Origin of the sequence: Porphyromonas sp. HMSC065F10, assembly GCF_001808555.1 — a bacterium.
Lineage (GTDB): Bacteria > Bacteroidota > Bacteroidia > Bacteroidales > Porphyromonadaceae > Porphyromonas_A.
The window spans coordinates 44,440-62,783 of record NZ_KV793748.1 but is presented as its reverse complement, the minus strand read 5'-3'; the positions used below and the strand labels follow the sequence as shown (position 1 = coordinate 62,783).

At 55.8% G+C, this 18,344-nt stretch carries 11 protein-coding genes, 2 tRNA genes and 1 riboswitch; of the genes, 3 read left to right on the top strand and 10 right to left on the bottom strand.

Annotated elements, in window-relative coordinates; translation table 11 throughout:
• Nucleotides 1-263: 263 nt before the first annotated feature.
• The gene (locus HMPREF2890_RS01300) at nt 264-2,477 is read right to left on the bottom strand and encodes a DUF349 domain-containing protein (protein ID WP_070464244.1); all 2,214 of its coding nucleotides are present in this window, start codon (nt 2,475-2,477) and stop codon (nt 264-266) included.
• A 191-nt stretch (nt 2,478-2,668) separates the two neighbouring features.
• Here HMPREF2890_RS01300 and HMPREF2890_RS01295 point away from each other — a divergent pair.
• Nucleotides 2,669-2,742 (top strand) — tRNA-Arg (locus tag HMPREF2890_RS01295).
• A 48-nt stretch (nt 2,743-2,790) separates the two neighbouring features.
• Nucleotides 2,791-2,864: transfer RNA gene (locus tag HMPREF2890_RS01290), tRNA-Arg, on the top strand.
• 161 nt (nt 2,865-3,025) lie between these two features.
• Here HMPREF2890_RS01290 and HMPREF2890_RS01285 read toward each other — a convergent pair.
• From HMPREF2890_RS01285 to HMPREF2890_RS01270, 4 genes are read right to left on the bottom strand one after another with little or no spacing between them, the layout of a single operon-like run.
• Nucleotides 3,026-4,456, bottom strand: a complete 1,431-nt coding sequence (locus HMPREF2890_RS01285) for a YncE family protein (RefSeq protein WP_070464242.1) — start codon at nt 4,454-4,456, stop codon at nt 3,026-3,028.
• A 31-nt stretch (nt 4,457-4,487) separates the two neighbouring features.
• Entirely contained in the window at nt 4,488-6,041 is a 1,554-nt protein-coding gene (locus HMPREF2890_RS01280) for a hypothetical protein (protein ID WP_070464240.1), read from the bottom strand.
• Nucleotides 6,042-6,051: 10 nt separating this feature from the next.
• Nucleotides 6,052-8,115, bottom strand: a complete 2,064-nt coding sequence (locus HMPREF2890_RS01275) for a TonB-dependent receptor (protein WP_246825220.1) — start codon at nt 8,113-8,115, stop codon at nt 6,052-6,054.
• Complete coding sequence (locus tag HMPREF2890_RS01270) at nt 8,115-9,272, bottom strand: DUF5074 domain-containing protein (protein WP_246825219.1); 1,158 nt, start codon at nt 9,270-9,272, stop codon at nt 8,115-8,117. Before HMPREF2890_RS01270 ends, HMPREF2890_RS01275 begins: the two co-directional genes overlap by 1 nt.
• Nucleotides 9,273-9,400: 128 nt before the next feature.
• Nucleotides 9,401-9,615, bottom strand: a riboswitch (cobalamin riboswitch).
• Between the two features lie 127 nt (nt 9,616-9,742).
• Here HMPREF2890_RS01270 and HMPREF2890_RS01265 point away from each other — a divergent pair.
• Complete coding sequence (locus tag HMPREF2890_RS01265) at nt 9,743-10,642, top strand: class I SAM-dependent methyltransferase (RefSeq protein ID WP_083289725.1); 900 nt, start codon at nt 9,743-9,745, stop codon at nt 10,640-10,642.
• 823 nt (nt 10,643-11,465) lie between these two features.
• Here HMPREF2890_RS01265 and HMPREF2890_RS01260 read toward each other — a convergent pair.
• From HMPREF2890_RS01260 to HMPREF2890_RS01240, 5 genes are read right to left on the bottom strand one after another with little or no spacing between them, the layout of a single operon-like run.
• Nucleotides 11,466-12,632, bottom strand: coding sequence for a fimbrillin family protein (locus HMPREF2890_RS01260; protein ID WP_083289724.1), 1,167 nt, complete (start codon nt 12,630-12,632; stop codon nt 11,466-11,468).
• A 59-nt stretch (nt 12,633-12,691) separates the two neighbouring features.
• Nucleotides 12,692-13,636 carry a DUF5119 domain-containing protein gene (locus tag HMPREF2890_RS01255; RefSeq protein ID WP_070464229.1) on the bottom strand — a complete coding sequence of 315 codons (945 nt, stop codon included), beginning with the start codon at nt 13,634-13,636 and terminating at the stop codon, nt 12,692-12,694.
• Complete coding sequence (locus HMPREF2890_RS01250; RefSeq protein WP_083289723.1) at nt 13,630-14,256, bottom strand: DUF3575 domain-containing protein; 627 nt, start codon at nt 14,254-14,256, stop codon at nt 13,630-13,632. The genes HMPREF2890_RS01255 and HMPREF2890_RS01250 overlap by 7 nt, the downstream gene beginning before the upstream one ends.
• Before the next feature lie 44 nt (nt 14,257-14,300).
• Nucleotides 14,301-15,275, bottom strand: a complete 975-nt coding sequence (locus HMPREF2890_RS01245; protein WP_070464226.1) for an alpha/beta hydrolase — start codon at nt 15,273-15,275, stop codon at nt 14,301-14,303.
• An 11-nt stretch (nt 15,276-15,286) separates the two neighbouring features.
• Entirely contained in the window at nt 15,287-17,812 is a 2,526-nt protein-coding gene (locus HMPREF2890_RS01240; protein WP_083289722.1) for an SUMF1/EgtB/PvdO family nonheme iron enzyme, read from the bottom strand.
• Nucleotides 17,813-18,344 lie beyond the last annotated feature (532 nt).

Below are 18,344 nucleotides of genomic sequence, written 5' to 3'. Positions count from 1 at the left end.
GGCACTTCGTGCCTCGACACGCGGGCTAAGAAACGATGATCCCGCAGGGGCGAAGCCCCGGAGGGATCGGCAGGTGGGAGCATCAGGAGATGGATCAGTCAACGGAAAAGCACAGAGATAGGGATTGTCACTTCTTTGCTGCGAACTCAAATGCGTCACCACTGGGAGATAAGCACTGCTTAGGGACGAAGAAGAGCAAAAAAAGGAGGGCTGCACCCGCTATGAGTGCAGCCCTCCTTGATAAGTGGGTCTATGTGTGGACTTTACTCCTCGGCAGTTGCCTCGGGCTTGGTCTCAGGCGCCTCGGCGGGGGTCTCAGCTGTTACCTCGGGCTTGGTCTCACCCTCCTCGGCGGGGGTCTCAGGCTTGCTGTCAGCGGACTGCTCGTCCTCGGGCTTCTTGGCCTCCTCCTTGATCTCGCCTACACGATCCTGGTACTGAGAGATCTTGGCCTTGACCTCGTCTATCTGCTTCTGGACATGCTTGACCATAGGGTTGCTGGGGTCTCCGGAGAAGAAGCTGAAGTTGGTCTCCAGCTGCAGCAGCTCGTCCTCCAGCTTGGAGATGCCGTACTTCACATTCTTCTGCTCGTCCTTGAGGTCGTCCTTGGAGAGCTTGGAGAGGTCTTTGTCGAGATTGACCTTGGAGAACTTTGGCTCCCTCTGGCGGTCGTCACGGCGGTCACCGCGGCGGGAGTTTCCGCCCCCTCCACGGCGATCTCTATTGCCTCCCTCGCGGCGGTTGCCACGGCGTCCGCCCTGACCGGTGAGGATGCGCATGGCGCCGAAGTAGCGATTGAGGACATCGTCCTTCTCGTCATTGGGGACCGGACCGATGGAGCGCCACTCCTGCTCGAGCGCTTTCACCTCATCGGCAGTGGAGGGGTCGTTGCGGCGGTCGAGGAGCGCCTCGAGACGGTCTACGACATCATACTTAGCCTGAAGGTTTTCCTTACGATCGGCATTGCGCTGCTTGTGCAGCTCTGACTTGCGCTCAAAGAACTTGTCACACGCAGACCGGAAGCGCTTCCAGAGGCGCTGCGCCTCAGCCACCTGGGTGCCGAAGCGGGAGTTCTCCGTCCACTCTCTCTGCATCGCCTTGAGCTTATCGGTGGTGGCACTCCACTCCTCGCTATCCTGCAGAGCCTCTGCCTCGTCGACCAGCTCACGGAGTCGCTCAAGCTTGGGCGAGATCTCGGCGGAGAGGTCCTTGAGGAAGGCCTTGCGCCGCATGAAGAACTCGTCCCTCACCATATCGTACCGGCTGCGGAGATCGATGAAGAGATCCTTAGGCACCCGACCGATGGACATCCACTGGGTGTGGATCTTGCGTAGCTCATTCTCGTAGCGGCGCCAGCCCTGACGGCTGTCGGGTAGGGTGACGAGCATCTTCTCGAGATTGTCGACCAGCACCTTCTTTTTCTCATAATTGGCCTTCTCGTCCTCGTGGATGGCCTTGAAGTGGTCGTCGTGGCGCTTGTAGACCACCTGCTGGGCGTCCTTGAAGTCCCTCCAGAGGCTGTCCTTAAACTCCGGTGCCACGGGACCTACCTCCTTCCACTCATCAAGGAGGCCCTTCATCTTGCGGAAGGCCTTGACGGCGTCCTTGTCGTCAGCGAGCGCCTTCGCCTTGGCGATGATCGCCTCCTTGGTGGCGCGGTTGTCGGCGTAGTCCTGGATGCGCTCCCCCTCGCCGACCTCCTTCTCCTCGTAGAAACGGTCCAGAAGACCGGAGTACTCGTCCATCAGGGCGTTACGGTCATTGTCGGGCACGCGACCCACCTCGCTCCAGGAGTGGCGGATATTGAAAAACTCGTTGCGGAGGGTGATCGGATTCATCGTATTCGTCGGGCTGAGCAGGTCCCTCAGGCGCTCCACCAGCTGTCGCTTGGCAGCTAAGTTGGCCTCGCGCTCCGTCCGCTCCTGCTCGCGCTGCTCGCTACGGAGCTTCTGCACGCGAGTCTTGAGATTGATGAAGCGAACTACCGACTCGTCCTCAGGGGCTGCCTCGGTGCTCTCCGTCTCGGCACTCTCCTCGCCTGCGGGCTTGGTGGTGACGCTGCCCTTGGGCATCATCTGCCGCTCGAGACGGCGCATATCGCGCTGACTCGGGATGGTGCCCTCCTCGACCATAGTATTGATCGCCTCGTAGAGCTCATCGCCGCTGAGCTTGGAAAGGTCGGCGTGTGGCTTCTTCGCCTGCTCGTCGCCCTCCTCGGACTCTTCCTCCTCCTCTTCGTCCTCCTCTTCGCCGTCCTCAGCGGTGGGAGTCTCCTGCGGCTCCTCGGGGGTGACGTCCTTCTCCTCCGTTGCTTTTTCCTCCGGAGTGACCGACTCCTCTGTCGTGGTCTCCTCTGCGGGGACCTCAGTCTCTGCGGTCTCGGTCTCTCCGGTCTGCTCGGTGGCAGCGTCGGTGATGGTCTTCTGCTCCTCCACCTCCTGGGGAGCGGTATTCATGTCTGTGGGATTCAAGTCCATGGCTCAAATATACTTTAGATAGATTATTGCTGGCTGGTCGAGCTACAGCCCGATCAGCCCCCTAAGGTACTCAATTTAGAGGATTTCCACCACCTCTCTGGAGCGAACAGGTCACAAGGCACGCCCCTTGGATTACTTCTGTAAATATTGTACCTTTGCAGTCATAAGCGAGGTCAGTAGGCCTGCGCTATGGCTCGGTAGCTCAACTGAATAGAGCATCTGACTACGGATCAGAAGGTTATAGGTTTGAATCCTATCCGAGTCACTTCCTGACAGTCGCTAGACTGTCTCGGAGTGTGAGCAATCATACTTCGGCCCGGTAGCTCAACTGAATAGAGCATCTGACTACGGATCAGAAGGTTATAGGTTTGAATCCTATCCGGGTCACTTTTTGCGTATTTTTTTTGTTAAACATCACTATGGATGCCTTCGGTTGTGATAACCGGGGGCTTCATTTTTTTATACCCCGCACTTTGAGATGCAAAAAAAAGAGGGGGCTGTGTCGCACGTAGCGGCACAGCCCCCTCTCCTATGGATGAGGTAGGGTGTTACTTCTTAGCTGCCGGGGTGGTACCTCTGGGGAAGAAGATGCCTGCTGGGAAGCGGGTAAGGTTCTCCCAGCGATTGAGCAGCACAGCCTTGTCACCCGTCATATCGAAGCGATAGATGGTATTGGTCTTGTAGAGAGGCCCAAATCCCATCAGGGTATTCATATAGACGTGTCCCGTGGTCGGATTGACCTGGACAGTGTTGTAGGTCTGGGTATGCTCAGGATTGAGGGTCTCCTTGACATCCACCATCAGCTTAGACTCTCCGGTGGAGAAGAGGTGGCGGTAGACCTTCTGGCCCAGTGAGCTATAGTAGATCGTGTCGCCCTTAGCGGAGATGCCGGGTGCAGCGGCAAAGGTCATAGCGAGCAGATCGCCTCCATTCTCCTTAGTGATCTCATTCACCTTCTCGACCTCGTAGGTCTTGGTATTCACGAGACGGATCTTACCGATGCCCTTCTCAAGGTTGGAGACATAGAGGTGGTCGTCGTCGGCATTGATGACGCCGGAGATGTTGCCGCCATACTTCACCTCGTGGACGATGGTGTTGCTCTCAGGATCGATCACCTTGAGGTAGTTGTTCTTCGAGAAGAAGACCTTGCCATTGCTGACCGCCATGGTGTTCTTCCGGGCGCCTCGGGAGCCTTCAATAAACTTCAGTGTGTTGGCGGAGTAGGCAGTATTGAAGAACCAGATACCCTTATTGTCGCGGATGTAGATCTTGTAGCCATCCACTACGGCGAGGTGGGTAGGCCAGTCGAGCTCCTTCTCCTTAAAGGGATAGTTCCCGATCTTGCGCAGGGTCTTGGTGTCAAAGATGGTCAGCTGTCCATCCGTGTCGGGGTTCCTATTCTGTGAGATGACGAAGTACTTGCCCCCGCTCTCAAACATATCCTGCGAGCATGCACCGGGTGCGCGACCATTGATGCTCTCATAGACATAAGGCGTGGCACTGGTGCGCGGCGAGATATAGATGAGTGAGCTCATCTCGGATGGGGTGCTCCAGACGCTGCCTTCGTTGAGGATAAAAGTCCCTCGCAGATCACTGTAGTCGTTGAGAGTGAGGGATACAAGGCTTCTGAAGACCTGCCCCCTTTGGTCGACTCCGGAGACCATCACCTTGGCCGGTCCGCTGGTGCAGACAACAGGTGCAATGATGGTAAGCTCGCTCTTCTCTTCATCGTAGTTGACATTCCATGCAGAGTTGGATGTGGTGCCGACGATGTCTTTCAGCTCCTTACTCTCCACCTTCACCCGGATGGTGTCTCCCGGGTAGGCATCCATCATGGTTTGCCCGTTATCGAGAGTGAGGCTGATGGAGGACTTGGTCGTCTCCTGTGTCGGCGCATCATCGTCCAGCGCACACCCGAAGAGTGCAACACTGAGTGACGCAAGGAGGATTGCCCTCCATGTAAGTGTCATTTTGTTCATGGTTGTTGGATTGAGTTATGTTGATTGTATTTCATTTCTTATCGGGAAGGGGTGCAGGGACAAACTTATTGCCGTGAGGTCTGCCCACGCGGCTGTCCATTCCGTCTTGGAAGGACCAGCCGTCCCAGCAGCCGTCCACAAGGTGGCGGAGGCTATATACAAGCTGAGAGTAGGAGAAGCTGTCGAGACGGTTATCCTTGACGTAGTAGACCCAGTAACCGTTCTTATACCAGCCCTCCTTCCAGTGCCCGGACTCGTCTCCAAACTTATACCTGTCGGCATCCTTGGCGTTCTCTACGAAGGTAATGCCATTGCCGTCGTTGGAGAGCTTTTGACCATCGAGGATGATCGGGGCGCGCGGGGTGGTGGGGGTGAATTGGTATCCCATACCGAAGATTACATCGAGTCCGCCAAAGGCTTTGCCGAGAAGCAGACTCAGACGAGGGTCTGCCCTAACGACCGCCTGGACCATATCGTACCCTGTCTTATCTCCATCGAAGCGGTAGCCCCATACCATGGCATCGGGCTGCTTATCATCGTGCCACTCGATGACGAGGGCGGCTCTCTTCTCGCCCTCTCCGACCCAGAACTCGATATCGTTCATCGTGAAGAGCGGGTCTCCCCCCTCGGAGATGTCCGCCTCCTCTACCACCGGCTCATTGCCAACGTCTAGAGTGCCGTCCTCCTTCATCCCGAGGTAGGAGAGGGCGAGAGACTGGGTAAGATCGGCGGGGGCCGTACCCTCTGAGATCACTTCCTTCCCTTCCACTGTGAGGGAGGAGAGGCGGAATGTCGGCTTAGACAGCTTCTCGGAGGGGAGCCAGACGAGATAAGTGACCACAATGTCCGGGCTGAGCTTCTCCTCCTTGCTGAGTGTAAAGGTGGGGGTGGTGTCGCTCTTTGTCCCCTTCACTTCACCCGTGATGGGATCATAGACGGCATCCGCATCGAAGAGGGTGCCGTCAGCGGACTTCAGGCTGAGGGTGTTGAGTGCGACAGCCTCGTCTGTACCGTTGTGGAACTGTAGGAAGAGGAGCTTCCCCTTCGGCTCGAGCTTGACGGCACTGACCCCGTCCTCGTCAGGAGTGATGGTGACCGGTCGGAAAAAGAGCGGCTGGTGGATCTCCTTGAGGAGGTCATAGGGAAGCAACCCCCCAAAGCCCTTAGGCTTGATAGCCTGTCCTCCCCCGACAGGGATAGTCTGCGGAGCCACCGCTCTGGTGTTCTCGCTCCGGACAACGGATCCGGTCACAGAGATCGGTCGTGAGGAGTCAAAGCGGTCGTGCGGTAAAGTCACGTTGAAGCGTACCTTGTCCCCCTCACCGGGGATGGCTTCCGGTCTGAGCGTCAGGGGCAGGCTTTTCTTCCCCTGCTGCGAGATGAGGAGGTGGAGAGAGAGCTCCTTATTCCAGTAATAGGCCATAGAGCCCTTTACTCCCTCTAGGGAGAGGGGAGCCGGCATACTGACCTCGATCGAGATCTTTTGGTCGACGGGTGTGGGCTCGTCCTCCCCCTTACATCCTGCCAGTCCGATAAAGAATATCGGCAGGCAGATGAGTAGCCTGTGTAGAGAAATCTTATTCATAAGTATTGTGTCAAAACCTGACGATGAGAGAGCCGAGTATATTACGCCGAGGCATCGGGTAATACTGGGTCGACTCGTAGTAAGTATTGAAGAGGTTGTCCACCCTCACCTGAGGAGAGAGGATTACCTTATTACCGAGGGCGATGGTGTATCCCGCCTGTAGGTTGCAGACGTTATAGGGATAGGTGAAGTAGGACTGATCCGTGGTGATGAAGCGGACGCCGACATAGGTGGTCTGAAAGTTGATGAACGCCTGCTTGTAGTCCAGCGAGAGACGGATGCTCCACTTCTGCTTGGGGACATAGGGGATCTGCTTGAGGAGCGAGCCGTCGTCCTTGTGCTGCTTTGTCCGGGTATGAGAGTCGGTATAGGTGTAATTAAAGGTCACCGAGCCACGCAAGTCTTTGTGTGTGTAAGAGAGTCGGCTCATCAGCTCTACCCCGGCAGAGAGGACGTTCCGCTTATTTTGAGGGGTCCAGAGCCACTGATTGGACGAGCTGCCTCTGCCTCTCGCACTCTCGTCTGTCGGGAGCCAGAGGATCCAATTGTCGATCAGCATCAGGTAGGGCGCCACTTCGGACTTGAGGCTCCACCCTTTTCCAAAGGGCAGGTCAAGCGAGAGTGTGGCATCAAAGGAGGTTCCCCGCTCAGGCAGGACGTCAGGATTACCGCCCGGGCGCCAGTAGAGCTCATTGAGACTGGGAAATCGGTAGTTGTATGCCACACTACTGCGGACATTGAGCCTATTGGGCACCACGCTGCCTATCACCCCGAGGGAGTAGGTGCAGACCGGCCTCCTCCAGTCATTCGTCTCCAGCATCAACCGGAGGTCGGTGAGCCAGTGGTCGGCAAACTGCCACCGCACGGAGTTGTGCCAAGAGAGGATGTTGCGGTACTCCTTGACGGGGGGCTCCAGATCCGGGATCTTGTACTCAATGTCATCGATGGTGTACTTACTTGGATCCAGATCCCTGTAGCTCTCCGCCTTGGCCATGTCGTGCTGGTAGGTGAGCGTCGTATTGAGGAGGACCTCCTCGGTGAGGCGGTGGGAGAAGTCGCCACTCAGACTCCACGTATGGCTGGCATTGGTATTCCCATAGGGGTCAAAGTGGGTGGTGGAGAACCACTTGTCGTACCGCAGCTGATAGAAAATGTAAGCCCCCTTGACGGCCAGCTGAGACTTGGAGCCAAAGTGCCTGTCCCACCCTGCGTAGGCGCGGAAGTTTTGCTCCCTCTGTCGCTCGTGGGATGTCGCCTCCACACCAAGTGGCTGGGGAAGCATCCTATTGCCGTACTGATACCAGACGGCTGTCGAGAGGCGGGACTCCGGTGAAAATCGATAGTGCAGATCCTGCATCGCTGAGGCCATACTATACTCGGCATCGACCCTCTGCTCGAGGAAGTGCTCATTGGAGGTGACCTTATTGATGTAGGAGAAGTTGTTGTCAGAGTGCTGGAAGTATGCCCTCGTCTTCATCGAGAGACGATTGGTGCCGTATCGCATCGCCCCCTTGACTGTGTAGGTATTGTAGGATCCGTACTCCGCGGAGAGGTCTGTCACTGTGCGACCATCCCAGACCGGTATATTGGAGACGTTGACACTGCCCCCAACCGCTCCGGTGCCACTCTTCACATCATTGCTTCCGTAGACCAGGGAGACCTTGTCAGCGAAGAAGACCGGCATCTGAGAGAAGTCAAAGATCCCTGCCATGACGGGGGTAATATTGACACCATTCCAGTTTACTCGTGTCTGTGACGGGCTTGCACCTCGGAAAGAAGCGGTCGCCAGCGCACCAAGTCCCATACTCTTGACATTGATCGAGGTTTGCTCGATCAGCAGATCTGCGAGGCTCCTAGACTGGAAAACTTCAAGGATCGGAGCAGGGATAGTCTGTGTCTTTGCCCCTATGTTGACCTCTTTCTCCTTGGTGATATACTTTTCTGTGACGAAGAGGGTCTGAAGCGTGTAGCTCCGGGCGATGCTATCCTCCTCGTGGACATCTTGGGCGGTGGCGGGGATGGTGGGGAGGAAGAGCCCAAGCATCACCATTGCCGATAGAGCTTGCTTATTCATTAGTCTTGAGGAAAAATGATCATTCGGGGATATACACCCACTTTATAGCTCTTCACTTCCGAGGTCTCTCTCGAGAAGACACGCACATAGCCTCGCTGTGCCGTGTAGTCGAGGCAGTCGCAGATGCACACCTCGCCCTTGGGAGACACACCCATACCATACATCATACTGACGCCGGGGAGCTCGAGGTACTTCTCTACTTTGCCGGTTTTTACATTGAGGGTGTAGACGGTCTGTACGGGGTTAGAGTCCTTTCTGTCCTTCCCATCCTTTGTAGCCACCATAAGGTTGAAATAGATCAGTGTCTTTGTGGGATCCATGTCGACACGATTGTAATTGGGCATCCCGACGATATCACCGCTCTTGATGTCGGATAGGACATAGGGTATCTCCACTTTCTTGATCACGCGCTCCAAGGCAGGATCAATACAATTCAGTGTCAGGCTCTTCTGATCTCGTGCCAGCCTCGGGGTGGTGACTACCCAAAGGTGGTCGTCGGCATCAACCTGCATCTTACAGGTCTTCGTCAGCTCACCCACCACGACATCCTCCATAAGGCGCATATTGCGGATACTGTAGTCATCACAGTCAAATACAGCCAGCCCGCGATTGAGATAAGCCCCGAAGACCTTGCCTCCGACGGAGGTGATCTTCTCGATGCTGGTAGACTTGAGTGGCAGCTTGATGTACTCCAGCTCCTTGTAGGGTGGTTTGGTGCGGATGGTTACGATCTGCCCGTAGAGGTCGGAAACCATCGCTGTAGAGTCGGAAAGGGGGGCAATGAAGCGAGGAGAGCCCGACTCCTTGTAGCGAATGCAACCGACGCTCTTGAAAGTCTTCTTATCCAGCACCTCGACGCGACGGGAGTTATTGACGGCAACAAAGTAGTAGCCGTTAATCTCCGTGACAGACTGTGCAACATCTCCGAGGGGTCGGTCATTGACCCAGCGGAAGACGTCGAAGTAGGTCTTCCCATCGGCATAGATCACCGAGAGGGCGGCGGTATTGGTGGTGAAGAGTCCCTCATTCACCACGATCATCACCGCCTTATTGCCATCCTCCCCCTCAAAGGAGGGGAGCTCCGGGATCTTGTCGCAGGCGCATACCACCGAGAGCAGTGCCGCCAGCAATCCCATTGCATGTACTCGTATCCTCATGTCTCTCTACAACTGTCGTGATCACCGGGAGAGAGGGTAGGATGATGAATGGAAGGCGCAGCGATGGCGTAGATCCGATATGGGTCGGTTGATTGCGACTCAAGCATGGCTCCTTTCCCCCGGAAGCACTTTACTCTAAAGACTATGGCAGGTCTTCCGGCTTGCTCCCTCCCCTCGCATCCTTCCCGTTGCCTGTAGGGCAACAGTGGCGAGTAGAGTGTGAGGGGAGTTCTCTGTGGAGCTTACGGCAGCGGGTCTGCCCAGGTCTTGCACCTGGTTCCCTTTTCATCCTCCTCTGTCCGGTGAGCCCGAGCGGGAGGACACCATAAGTCAGTACGGAAACAAAGTTAACTATTATCGTCTGCCTTTCCAAAAAGCAGGGGTGACCAATAGTGTCCTAAACGTTTTGCAGGGTAAGACAGGGGGCAGAGCCCTGAAGCGGGTGGAGTGCAAAATACCTTGCGATAGGTATGGGAGCAAAGGCAATAATTGTGGACTTTTGTGGGGTAATAACTTATAGAGTACTTAGAGTGATGATAGAGAAGAAACAAATCAATGTAGGAGCAGTGGAGGAGACTCTTTTTATTCCATTGCTGATGCGCTGGAAGGATGCAGAATCGCCCAAGCCGATACTTGGGGATCGTGTAGCCCTTGATATTGCCCAACAAATGGACTTCAATTGGGAGAAGTATGGGGGATGGAATAAGATGAGCTATTATGGTTGCCTTGTTCGGGCCAAGTATTGTGATCAGGAGGTGGTGACGCTAGCGAAGGCACCGGTGCCCGATACACTCCTCTTGGTGAATGCAGGGTGTGGCTTAGATACTAGGTGGCATAGGACCATTCAGACCCTTTCGAGCTATCGGCGAATCGATCTTGATCTAGAGCCTGTAATCTCCTTGAGGAATGAGGTGATGCCACCGCTCGATGGCGTGCAGAGCTTGGCGGGGGATCTTACTTCGCCCAACTTTATTACAGAGCTCCAAAGCCTCACGACGGCTGAGACGCAGGTGATATTGGTGATAGAGGGGGTCTTGATGTATTTCACAGATAGGGAGATTCGGGAGCTGATGGATAGGCTTTATGGGGCTTTTGGAGATCGACTCCTTATCGTCTGTGATATGCTCAATAGCACAGTGGTGAAGCATCAGAAGCAGCACGATACTATACGTCATTCGGAAGCTTGCTTTAGGTCGGGATATGATAGTATTGCAGAAGTGGAGGGCTTGCATCCTCACCTGCGTGTGTTGCATCGTCGGTCTGTGCTGGATATGATGAAGCCCTATACCTTCATCGCTCGTATAGGTGCACTTATCCCATCGCTCCGCTGGAATACTACTATTTACACGCTGGACTTCAAGAAGGCCTGAGTGGCCTTTGGCTCTACTCTCCTACCCATACGAGCTAAATATGCTAGATTATTAGCTTAAGTAGATATTTCTAAAGTATAGCGAGTAGACGTCACACTATTGAGGGGTGACGCATTTGAGCCTTACAGAAGCCACGCAACTCATCCTGAAGAATAAGAAACGAAGCACCCTCAAGGGTGTCGCACTCCCCGGGCAAGCTTGATAGTGCGACACCCTGCCGTGGTCGTGGGAATTTTTTCCCGTCGATCTATCCCGGGGTCTTCGTCGGGGCATGCGCCCCTCCTCGACACCCGGGCGAAACACCGAGCACCCCTGCCGGGGTGCCTCGTTCCCCACTCTTCACAATGAGTTGAATAACTTATGTAAAGCTCAAATGCGTCACCCCTGCATCAGACTGCGAGCCGGACCTATTGTGTTCGACAAGCATTATCTTTGGCATACATACTTTTTCCATAGATTAAGTTTATTGATAGAGATGACGCATTCGAATGACTTCTGTAGGGCTCAAATGCGTCTGCTTTTCCAAAAAGACCTTTGCAAAATGGTCTTTCGCCGAAAAAGCACCGCTTTTTCGGCAGGGACTTTGCAGAATGCCCCAGATGCAAGGGACTGAGAGTGAGGGCGAAGGGAGTGTGCTTACGCACATGACTAAGCCCGAATCTCGAATGTGACGCCGCAGATGGGGTATTCTGCAAAGGTCTCATGCAGTGTAAAACGCTCTTCCTGCTGCCCTTTGACCACATCCGATATGTGTAAAGAAAAAGGGTGTGCCGGACTCAGTGTCCGACACACCCCTCACGGGCTGATGTTACAAGCACCTTAATTATTCTTTGGGCATCTCCAGGGGCTTGTCGCTATTTTGCCACCCCTCCACTGTGACCTTGAACTTGATGGCCTGGTTGCTTAGGATCGGAGTGCCGGGCTTGGGTGCTGCGGGGCTGTCAGAGATCTCCACCCCGGCGGCCGGGGTAAAGCCTGCGGGCTTATCCCCCTCGGGATCTTGGTATCCCGCACCGTCCTTAAAGTTAAGTGTGATCACATACTTCTTGCCGGGCTCCAGACCGCCGGCGATCTCCAGAGGGGTAGCGGCCCATGCATACTTGCCATCGGTGGGGTAGATGGTCACACCGTCCTTGGTGGTGATGTTAAGCAGTACGGAGAGATATACGCCATTGTTGTCTGTCCCTTCGGTGCGCTGCTTCGCCGCATCCCACTTGGTTAGTGTCTGCGGGATGAGCATAAAGTTGCCGTCCTTACCCATCAGGGAGACAGGGGTGGTAGTCAATTCCTGAGCCCCTTCCATAGCTGCACCAAAGGTCTCCTTGTCGGTGCCAAGCTTGTAGTCACTCAGAGTGGTTGCGGTCTTTGTGTCGGCAGGGTACTTAAAGGTCGCATTCTTCACGATCCGACCAATCTTTACTCCGGCCACCTTGATCTTATAGTCGGACGTGGCATTGGTGTTGACCGCCTTTACCTCTACCTGTGAGAGCACGTGCTTGAAGTTCAGTGGCATGCCGTTGGTGCCATGGTCGGCACTATTGCCCTTGTCGCGAGCGACGATCACGTCAGTCTGCTTAGCGATCTCTGTCGGCGTGGTCAGCTCCAGCTTAGACTCGGTCAGCCCGATCGCTGCTGTTGCGTACTCTCCGAGATTGGCATAAGCGACAAAGTCCAACTCAAAGCCCGGCCACAGGATGTCACCGCCCTCGGGAACCCACAGACCATCTGCTGCCTCCTTATTGACGGTCTTGTCCGCAAAGAAGGTCGCGCCGTTGCCAAAGGCTGATACGGTAAAGCCTGTCCCCTCCAGGGCGTTCAGGTCAAACTCCCCGGCACGGAGGCTGTTGGCGACAAAGGGGGTGAATGCGATCTTCCCGCATCCGCCCGCCGGCTCCGGTACCTCCGTTACCTTGCTGCACGAGGTAAGCGTCAGGGTTGCGGCTGTGGCAAGTACTGCCCATGTCATTACTCTTTTCATATTCTCAGTCATGCGTTATGTGTTGATTGTTATTGTGCTATTTGTTTTACGCCCTCCCATAGATCTGAGTGCTACATATCTATGGTCACGTACATCCTCTCCCAGCTCTCCACCGTGACGTCGAGTCCGCCGTGAGCTGCTTCGTCAGTCCGGGGCAGCTCAATCTCCTCGTCCAGCGTGACGTAGACCACAGGCTCCCCCTTCTGGCTCTCCACCTGGTCCGTCACATCAAAGTCGTAGGTGTAGCCCTTCCCGTCTGTCATCACGATATAGAGCGTTAGCTCCTGCCGTCCGCCGTCTGCCTTAGGGATCAGCTCGTAGACGATCAGGTCTCCCGACACCTCATGGTCGTCCCACTTCATCACCACAGGGTGATGGACACTCCCCTTAGCCCACTTGTCGATACCGATAAGGTAACCGGGTACGGCGCCGCCCATGCTTGCCGAGATGCCATGCACTCCCTGCAAGCCCTGGACATTGGTCAGCCGTATCCTCACCTCTCGATAGCGTGGCTCCATCACTATGGTGATCACCTGTCGGGGTGTGCCATCGGCTTGTGGCGTGATCCGTGTCTCCGTCACCCGCCCGGCATAGAAGGGCTCCGGCTGTAGCCGGAAGGTCTTTCCCTCATCCCAGGATGGAGGACCCTGTGCGAGGAGTGCGCCGGTCAGCGAGTTGCTGTTGCGGGTAAAGCTCTCCAGCGTCTCGTACCGCTCCTCGCCCCGGTGCTGCAGGATGGCGGAGGAGTTGTTGAAGGCTACCACCCTGTAGCGTCCTTCGCGTAGCGCTATCGTCCCGCCGGCGAGGTCTTTGAAGTCGCGCCTCACCGGAGATGATCCGTTGTCTATGGGGTAAAAGTAGGTAGTCATACCTGCCACGTGCGGATCCTGCACCCGGGACCAGTCAAAGCGAACCTCCACCTCCACCGCCTTGGAGTAGCAGAGCTCCTTGTGTCGGCACTGGACACAGAGCAAGGAAAGCAGGAGCAGCAAGATATATCGTAGTCCCTTCACCATAGTCTGTAGACAAGTGAGAGAGAGAGCTTGGTTGGTCCGACGAAGTCTATCTGCTTTGTCGCCTTCCACGGAAAGCAGCCGTTGGTCTGCTTCCCGTACTCCTTGAAGAGACCGTGGAGATAGCCTATGCCTACCGTTGCCTCAAGCGTCCATTGCCCACCAAGGGTCCATCCATACCCATACGCCACGCCTACACCATAGTGGGGACGGTCGCCCAAGATCCCCCGTCCTCCTACCTGGAAGTCGTAGTCAAAGAGATGCCCGTAGAGGCCGATGTGATGCCCTCTGCCTCCCTGCTCCCTCTGACCGAGCCAGTACTTCACCTCAGTCTCCAGCCCTTGTAGGCGCCAAAAGAAGTTTGCCCGGGGACTCGCCCACCACGCTCCGTAGCCGGTGAGCTCCCAGCTCCAGCGCTCTCCGATGAATGCCTCCACGCCCAGGTTAGGCACCAGTGCCACGTCCGCCAAGGCATTGCTGCGCAAGGATAGCCAGCCCCTCCCCTCCTCAGGGACGGGCTCAGAAGGCGGCACCACCGACTCTGCCGTGAGGGGCTTCACGCATAGGGATAGCACTGCTATCAATACGCCTTTATGCCAAGAGCTTAGGTTGACTCTGCTCATCTTTGTTTTCCTAAGTCGGACACTGCTCCTCTCGCGGATGGCGCTCAAGGCTCTTTGATCTCAAAGGCGGGGAACTCACCTCTGCCCACCTTCCTATTGCCCTTGAGTGTCTGGCGCACCCACTTCTCAAAGTAGAGCCCTCCCTCCTTGAAGTAGCTCTCATACTGAGTCTCTCCGCAGAGGTGGGTGAGCATCCACGCTGTGATGACAGGCATGGCCACGGGGTAATACTTAGAGTCTCTGCCGGACTCATTCATCCAGTCTGTGTGATGGGTTCCCTTGAGGGAGAAAAAAACCCGCTTGTTCGTCTTCAGCGTCTGATAAAACTCATAGCCACCGATTGGTTCATTCGTGGGATCTTGCTCAGCCGAGATGATCAGCGTGGCATTGGGCGTGGCGGAGATATCGCAGCCCAGCTTATCCTTCCCTCCCGCAACGGGGTCCGAAATGATGGGATCGGTAGTGCCGTGGTAGGGCATCATACTCACGACGGTCTTGATCTTACCCCGCAGCCCGTTGGGCTTCTCCATCGCTGCGCTGTGCAGGACGCCGGCAGCGCCCATGGAGTGTCCAATTAGCCCAATCTTCTCAAAGTCTACTCTATCATATATCTTGGACCCGGGACGGCGATTTTCGTCCTCAAGTAGAGTGTAGGCCGCAATGAGACCATCCAGCCACTGGAAGGGCTGATTTTGATCCACCGCCGTATAGTTAAGTACCAGCATCCCGTGTGAGGCAAGGAGCTTTGCCGTCGGCTGCATCTGCTCCTTAGTGCCACTCCACCCATGTATGACGATCACCACAGGGAGCTTGCCCTGCTTCCCTACCGGCATATAGAGATTAGGCGTGTTGCTCATATACTCTTCATCAAGGGAGTAGACCGGGTCAGCGATGTCCTCGATAGTGTACTTGCCGGTTCGCCACCAATTCTCCTGCAGCTCCTGTCCGTAGAGTGGTGTCAGTCCCCCAAGTGTGAGGAGCGTGCCGAGGAGTAGGGCTACGATAGTATTGTGTCTCATATCTCTCTTGCTTAGTTGCTTGCTACTACATTGCGTACGACTCGGAAGCCGATCAGCTTATTCGTCCGATCCGGTAGGTGCTTCTTGCGGTAATCCACGTTGAGGAACTTCTTATCGGAGTGGAAGCTCCCGCCCTTCAGCACCTTATACGTGCCGGTTGTGGGACCATTGTCACGCTCGTAGGTGCGGTCTCCGTACCAGTCATCTACCCACTCCCATACGTTGCCGCTCATATCGTAGATCCCTAGTTCGTTGGGCTTCTTGCCACCCACCGGCTTGGTGCCGTACTCGGGATTGACAAAGGCATTCCACACCTTGGGATTCAGAAACGTCTGCGCTCCCAGCATCGCATTGTCTCTGTACCAGGCAAAGTCGCCAAAGCGAAGGGGCCCAATGTTTCTTTGTAGGGCTATGTTCGTGCCATTTGCTCCACTTGCAGCGGTAGCTGTCCATATCCACTCCGCCTCGGTGGGGAGGCGGTAGCCGTCGGCATTAGGGTTGCGCCTTACCTGCTCCGGAGTGTCGCCAATCGTGTAGACGGGGGTGAGACCATCCTTTTCGCTGAGTTTGTTGCAGTAGTGTACCGCATCCATCCAGGTGACCGACTCTACCGGTCGCCGACCGGCATCTGTACGGGGCACGCCCTTTAGCCCATTGCCGTTGAAGCGAGACTGGTCCGGATCGGAGAAGTAGGAGGGATTACTGCCCATCACCTTGAGGTACTCCGATTGTGTGACGGGATGCTTAGCCACATAGATGTTGTGTATCTTGATCCCCTCAGGCGTAGCCCGCAGGGCACTTCGCGTGGATACGCCACCGGCAAAGGTAAAGAACTCCGGCTTTGACCCGCCTGTGCCGGAGACAAAGAAGAGCTCGCTGCCGGTGGTCCGAGAGACCACACCTGTCGTAAGAATGGCATGCAGCTCCACATCACCCTCCAGCACGGTCTCCTTCGCCACCACTTCCGAATCAATCGTCGGGTTAGTATCCTTGGTCCACCCCACAAAGCCCCTGGAGTCTTGTGGATTAAAGATGCTACCTCTTGTTGGCTCCAGCTGTGGTGTCTCTGGTAAATACCCCTCCTCGGTCAACTCTAATCGCTTGTTGTCGGTCGTCTGATCGCTCTTGAACTGAAATTTTTCCGGCACGACCAGTGTCGCATGATAGGGCTCCAGCTTGGCTGTGAGTACGAAGTCCGGCGTGAGTGTGTGGGGGAAAGTGACCTCCTGTCCCTTGCCGTCCTCCCATCGGATAAACTTCCGTCCCGGCATCTCCACCTTGGGGATGTCGCTCTCCCGCAGCTCGGTGGCCTCCTTAGGGATAGAGAAGACCAGCTTCCGGCTGCCGTACTGCATCGTCACGGGCTTTAGCTCTATGCCCCCGGCGGAGAGGTCGCTACTCTTCTCTTCCCAAGGCTCCACCGATACGTCAAACTTGATCGGTCCGCCCAGTATCGCCTTGCCGGGCTTCTCCTCGCCTCCCCATGGCTGATCGCTTACCGCCACACCGTCCGGCAGTTTGGCAGGCAACCCATCTCCAAGGGACGGCTCCTGATAGCCCGCGCCCTTGCTGAAGTCCAGCGTCACCTGGTAGTGTACTCCGGCCTTCATCCCACCGGGTATGGAGAAGGGGATGGTCGCATACGCGTACTTCCCCTTCTCGAGCGGGTAGCACTGTGCACCGGATGGCGTGGTGAGCCTCAGTAGTACTCCTAAGTAGGTGCCCTCGTTGTCAGCGGCACCACCGATCTGCTCCTCTCTATTCCACGCCGTAAGCTCCTGCGGGATGAGCATAAAGTTGCCGGCGGCACTGTTGCCGATCTCCTGGGGCGTATCGCCCAGAGTGAGTACGCTGGCAGCGGCTGCACCGAAGCTCTTAGGGCTTGCAAGGTCTCTGTAGTCTGGCAGTTCCTCGTCTTGCTTTATCTCAGCGGGGAGGGTGAGTGTCGCCTGCGACTGTATGCGAGCGATCTTCACGCCGGCTACCTCCACATTGTAGCTCTTGTTGCTGTTCTTCGCCTGCACGGAGAGCTGCGAGAGGAGGTGCTTAAAGTAGAGCGGGACCCCGTTTGTGGCGTGGTCGGCAGCTCTCCCCGTCGTGCGTGCCACGATGATGTCCGGCTGCTTCTCCACAGCCTCAGGCGTGCTCAGCACGAGGCTCACACCGGTGTCATCCGCCGATAGCGTTCCATACTCTCCGAGACCATTGTACCCGATAAAGTCCAGCTCATAGGGGGGCCATAGGTGGGGATTTGCCGTATTCCAGATCCCCGTCCCTGTGGCCGGATCTGTGGCGGTCACCCTCTCCTCAAAGTAAAGCTGTCCTTGGCCATATGCTCGGACACTAAATCCGCTCTGTGCCAGTGTGGAGATGGTCTCCTCGGTGCCTCTCAGCTGATCACTCACAAAGGGGTGAAACTGTATCTTGTCTTGAGCCTCCGGCTCGTCTATCTCCCTCGGACTTTGACATCCGGCGAGGGATAGCACCGATAGTAGCAGCATCGCTACATGGGTCCGACTTGCGATAACTCTGTGCATTAATTTCTCTGACGTTTTTATTTTGTCTCCTCTCTGCTTCTATTAAGAGCATCAGGGGCGAAAAGGTCTTGCTTTTGGGCGGGGTGGTAAAGCCGTCCATATAGACTGAGAGTTGGTCTCCTCAATCTTTGTCAAAGATACTACATTTTGAGACTATTGCACGAAGGCGATCTGCTGCGTTGCTTTCGGAATTCGGTCTCGGTCACGTACGTGAGTACGCTCCCTTCGACCTCATCCTCAGCGCCTTGCATCTCATCCTTCGTGCAAAGTCTCAGCACATTTGAAACAAATGTGCGAGAATGGCACTTCGTGCAACATTCTCTTTTATTGTAAATGAGCTTCGCAAACTACTCTCGGCGAGGGGTGACGCATTTGGGCGTTGTAGCTTAGGTGCAGTCCCCTACGCCGGGTGCGATCCGGTTGACCGGTTGGTCTCTTGATGCTCCTACCTACCGATCCCGCAGGGGCGAAGCCCCGAAGGGATCATCGTTTTTTAGCCAGGGTGTCGAGGCACGAAGTGCCGAAGACCCCG

What these genes read in the sequence shown, in the direction of transcription:
- HMPREF2890_RS01300 (WP_070464244.1), bottom strand. Translation starts at nt 2,477, where the DNA reads ATGGACTTGAATCCCACAGACATGAATACCGCTCCCCAGGAGGTGGAG.
- HMPREF2890_RS01285 (WP_070464242.1), bottom strand. Translation starts at nt 4,456, where the DNA reads ATGAACAAAATGACACTTACATGGAGGGCAATCCTCCTTGCGTCACTC.
- HMPREF2890_RS01280 (WP_070464240.1), bottom strand. Translation starts at nt 6,041, where the DNA reads ATGAATAAGATTTCTCTACACAGGCTACTCATCTGCCTGCCGATATTC.
- HMPREF2890_RS01275 (WP_246825220.1), bottom strand. Translation starts at nt 8,115, where the DNA reads ATGAATAAGCAAGCTCTATCGGCAATGGTGATGCTTGGGCTCTTCCTC.
- HMPREF2890_RS01270 (WP_246825219.1), bottom strand. Translation starts at nt 9,272, where the DNA reads ATGAGGATACGAGTACATGCAATGGGATTGCTGGCGGCACTGCTCTCG.
- HMPREF2890_RS01265 (WP_083289725.1), top strand. Translation starts at nt 9,743, where the DNA reads ATGGGAGCAAAGGCAATAATTGTGGACTTTTGTGGGGTAATAACTTAT.
- HMPREF2890_RS01260 (WP_083289724.1), bottom strand. Translation starts at nt 12,632, where the DNA reads ATGACTGAGAATATGAAAAGAGTAATGACATGGGCAGTACTTGCCACA.
- HMPREF2890_RS01255 (WP_070464229.1), bottom strand. Translation starts at nt 13,636, where the DNA reads ATGGTGAAGGGACTACGATATATCTTGCTGCTCCTGCTTTCCTTGCTC.
- HMPREF2890_RS01250 (WP_083289723.1), bottom strand. Translation starts at nt 14,256, where the DNA reads ATGAGCAGAGTCAACCTAAGCTCTTGGCATAAAGGCGTATTGATAGCA.
- HMPREF2890_RS01245 (WP_070464226.1), bottom strand. Translation starts at nt 15,275, where the DNA reads ATGAGACACAATACTATCGTAGCCCTACTCCTCGGCACGCTCCTCACA.
- HMPREF2890_RS01240 (WP_083289722.1), bottom strand. Translation starts at nt 17,812, where the DNA reads ATGCACAGAGTTATCGCAAGTCGGACCCATGTAGCGATGCTGCTACTA.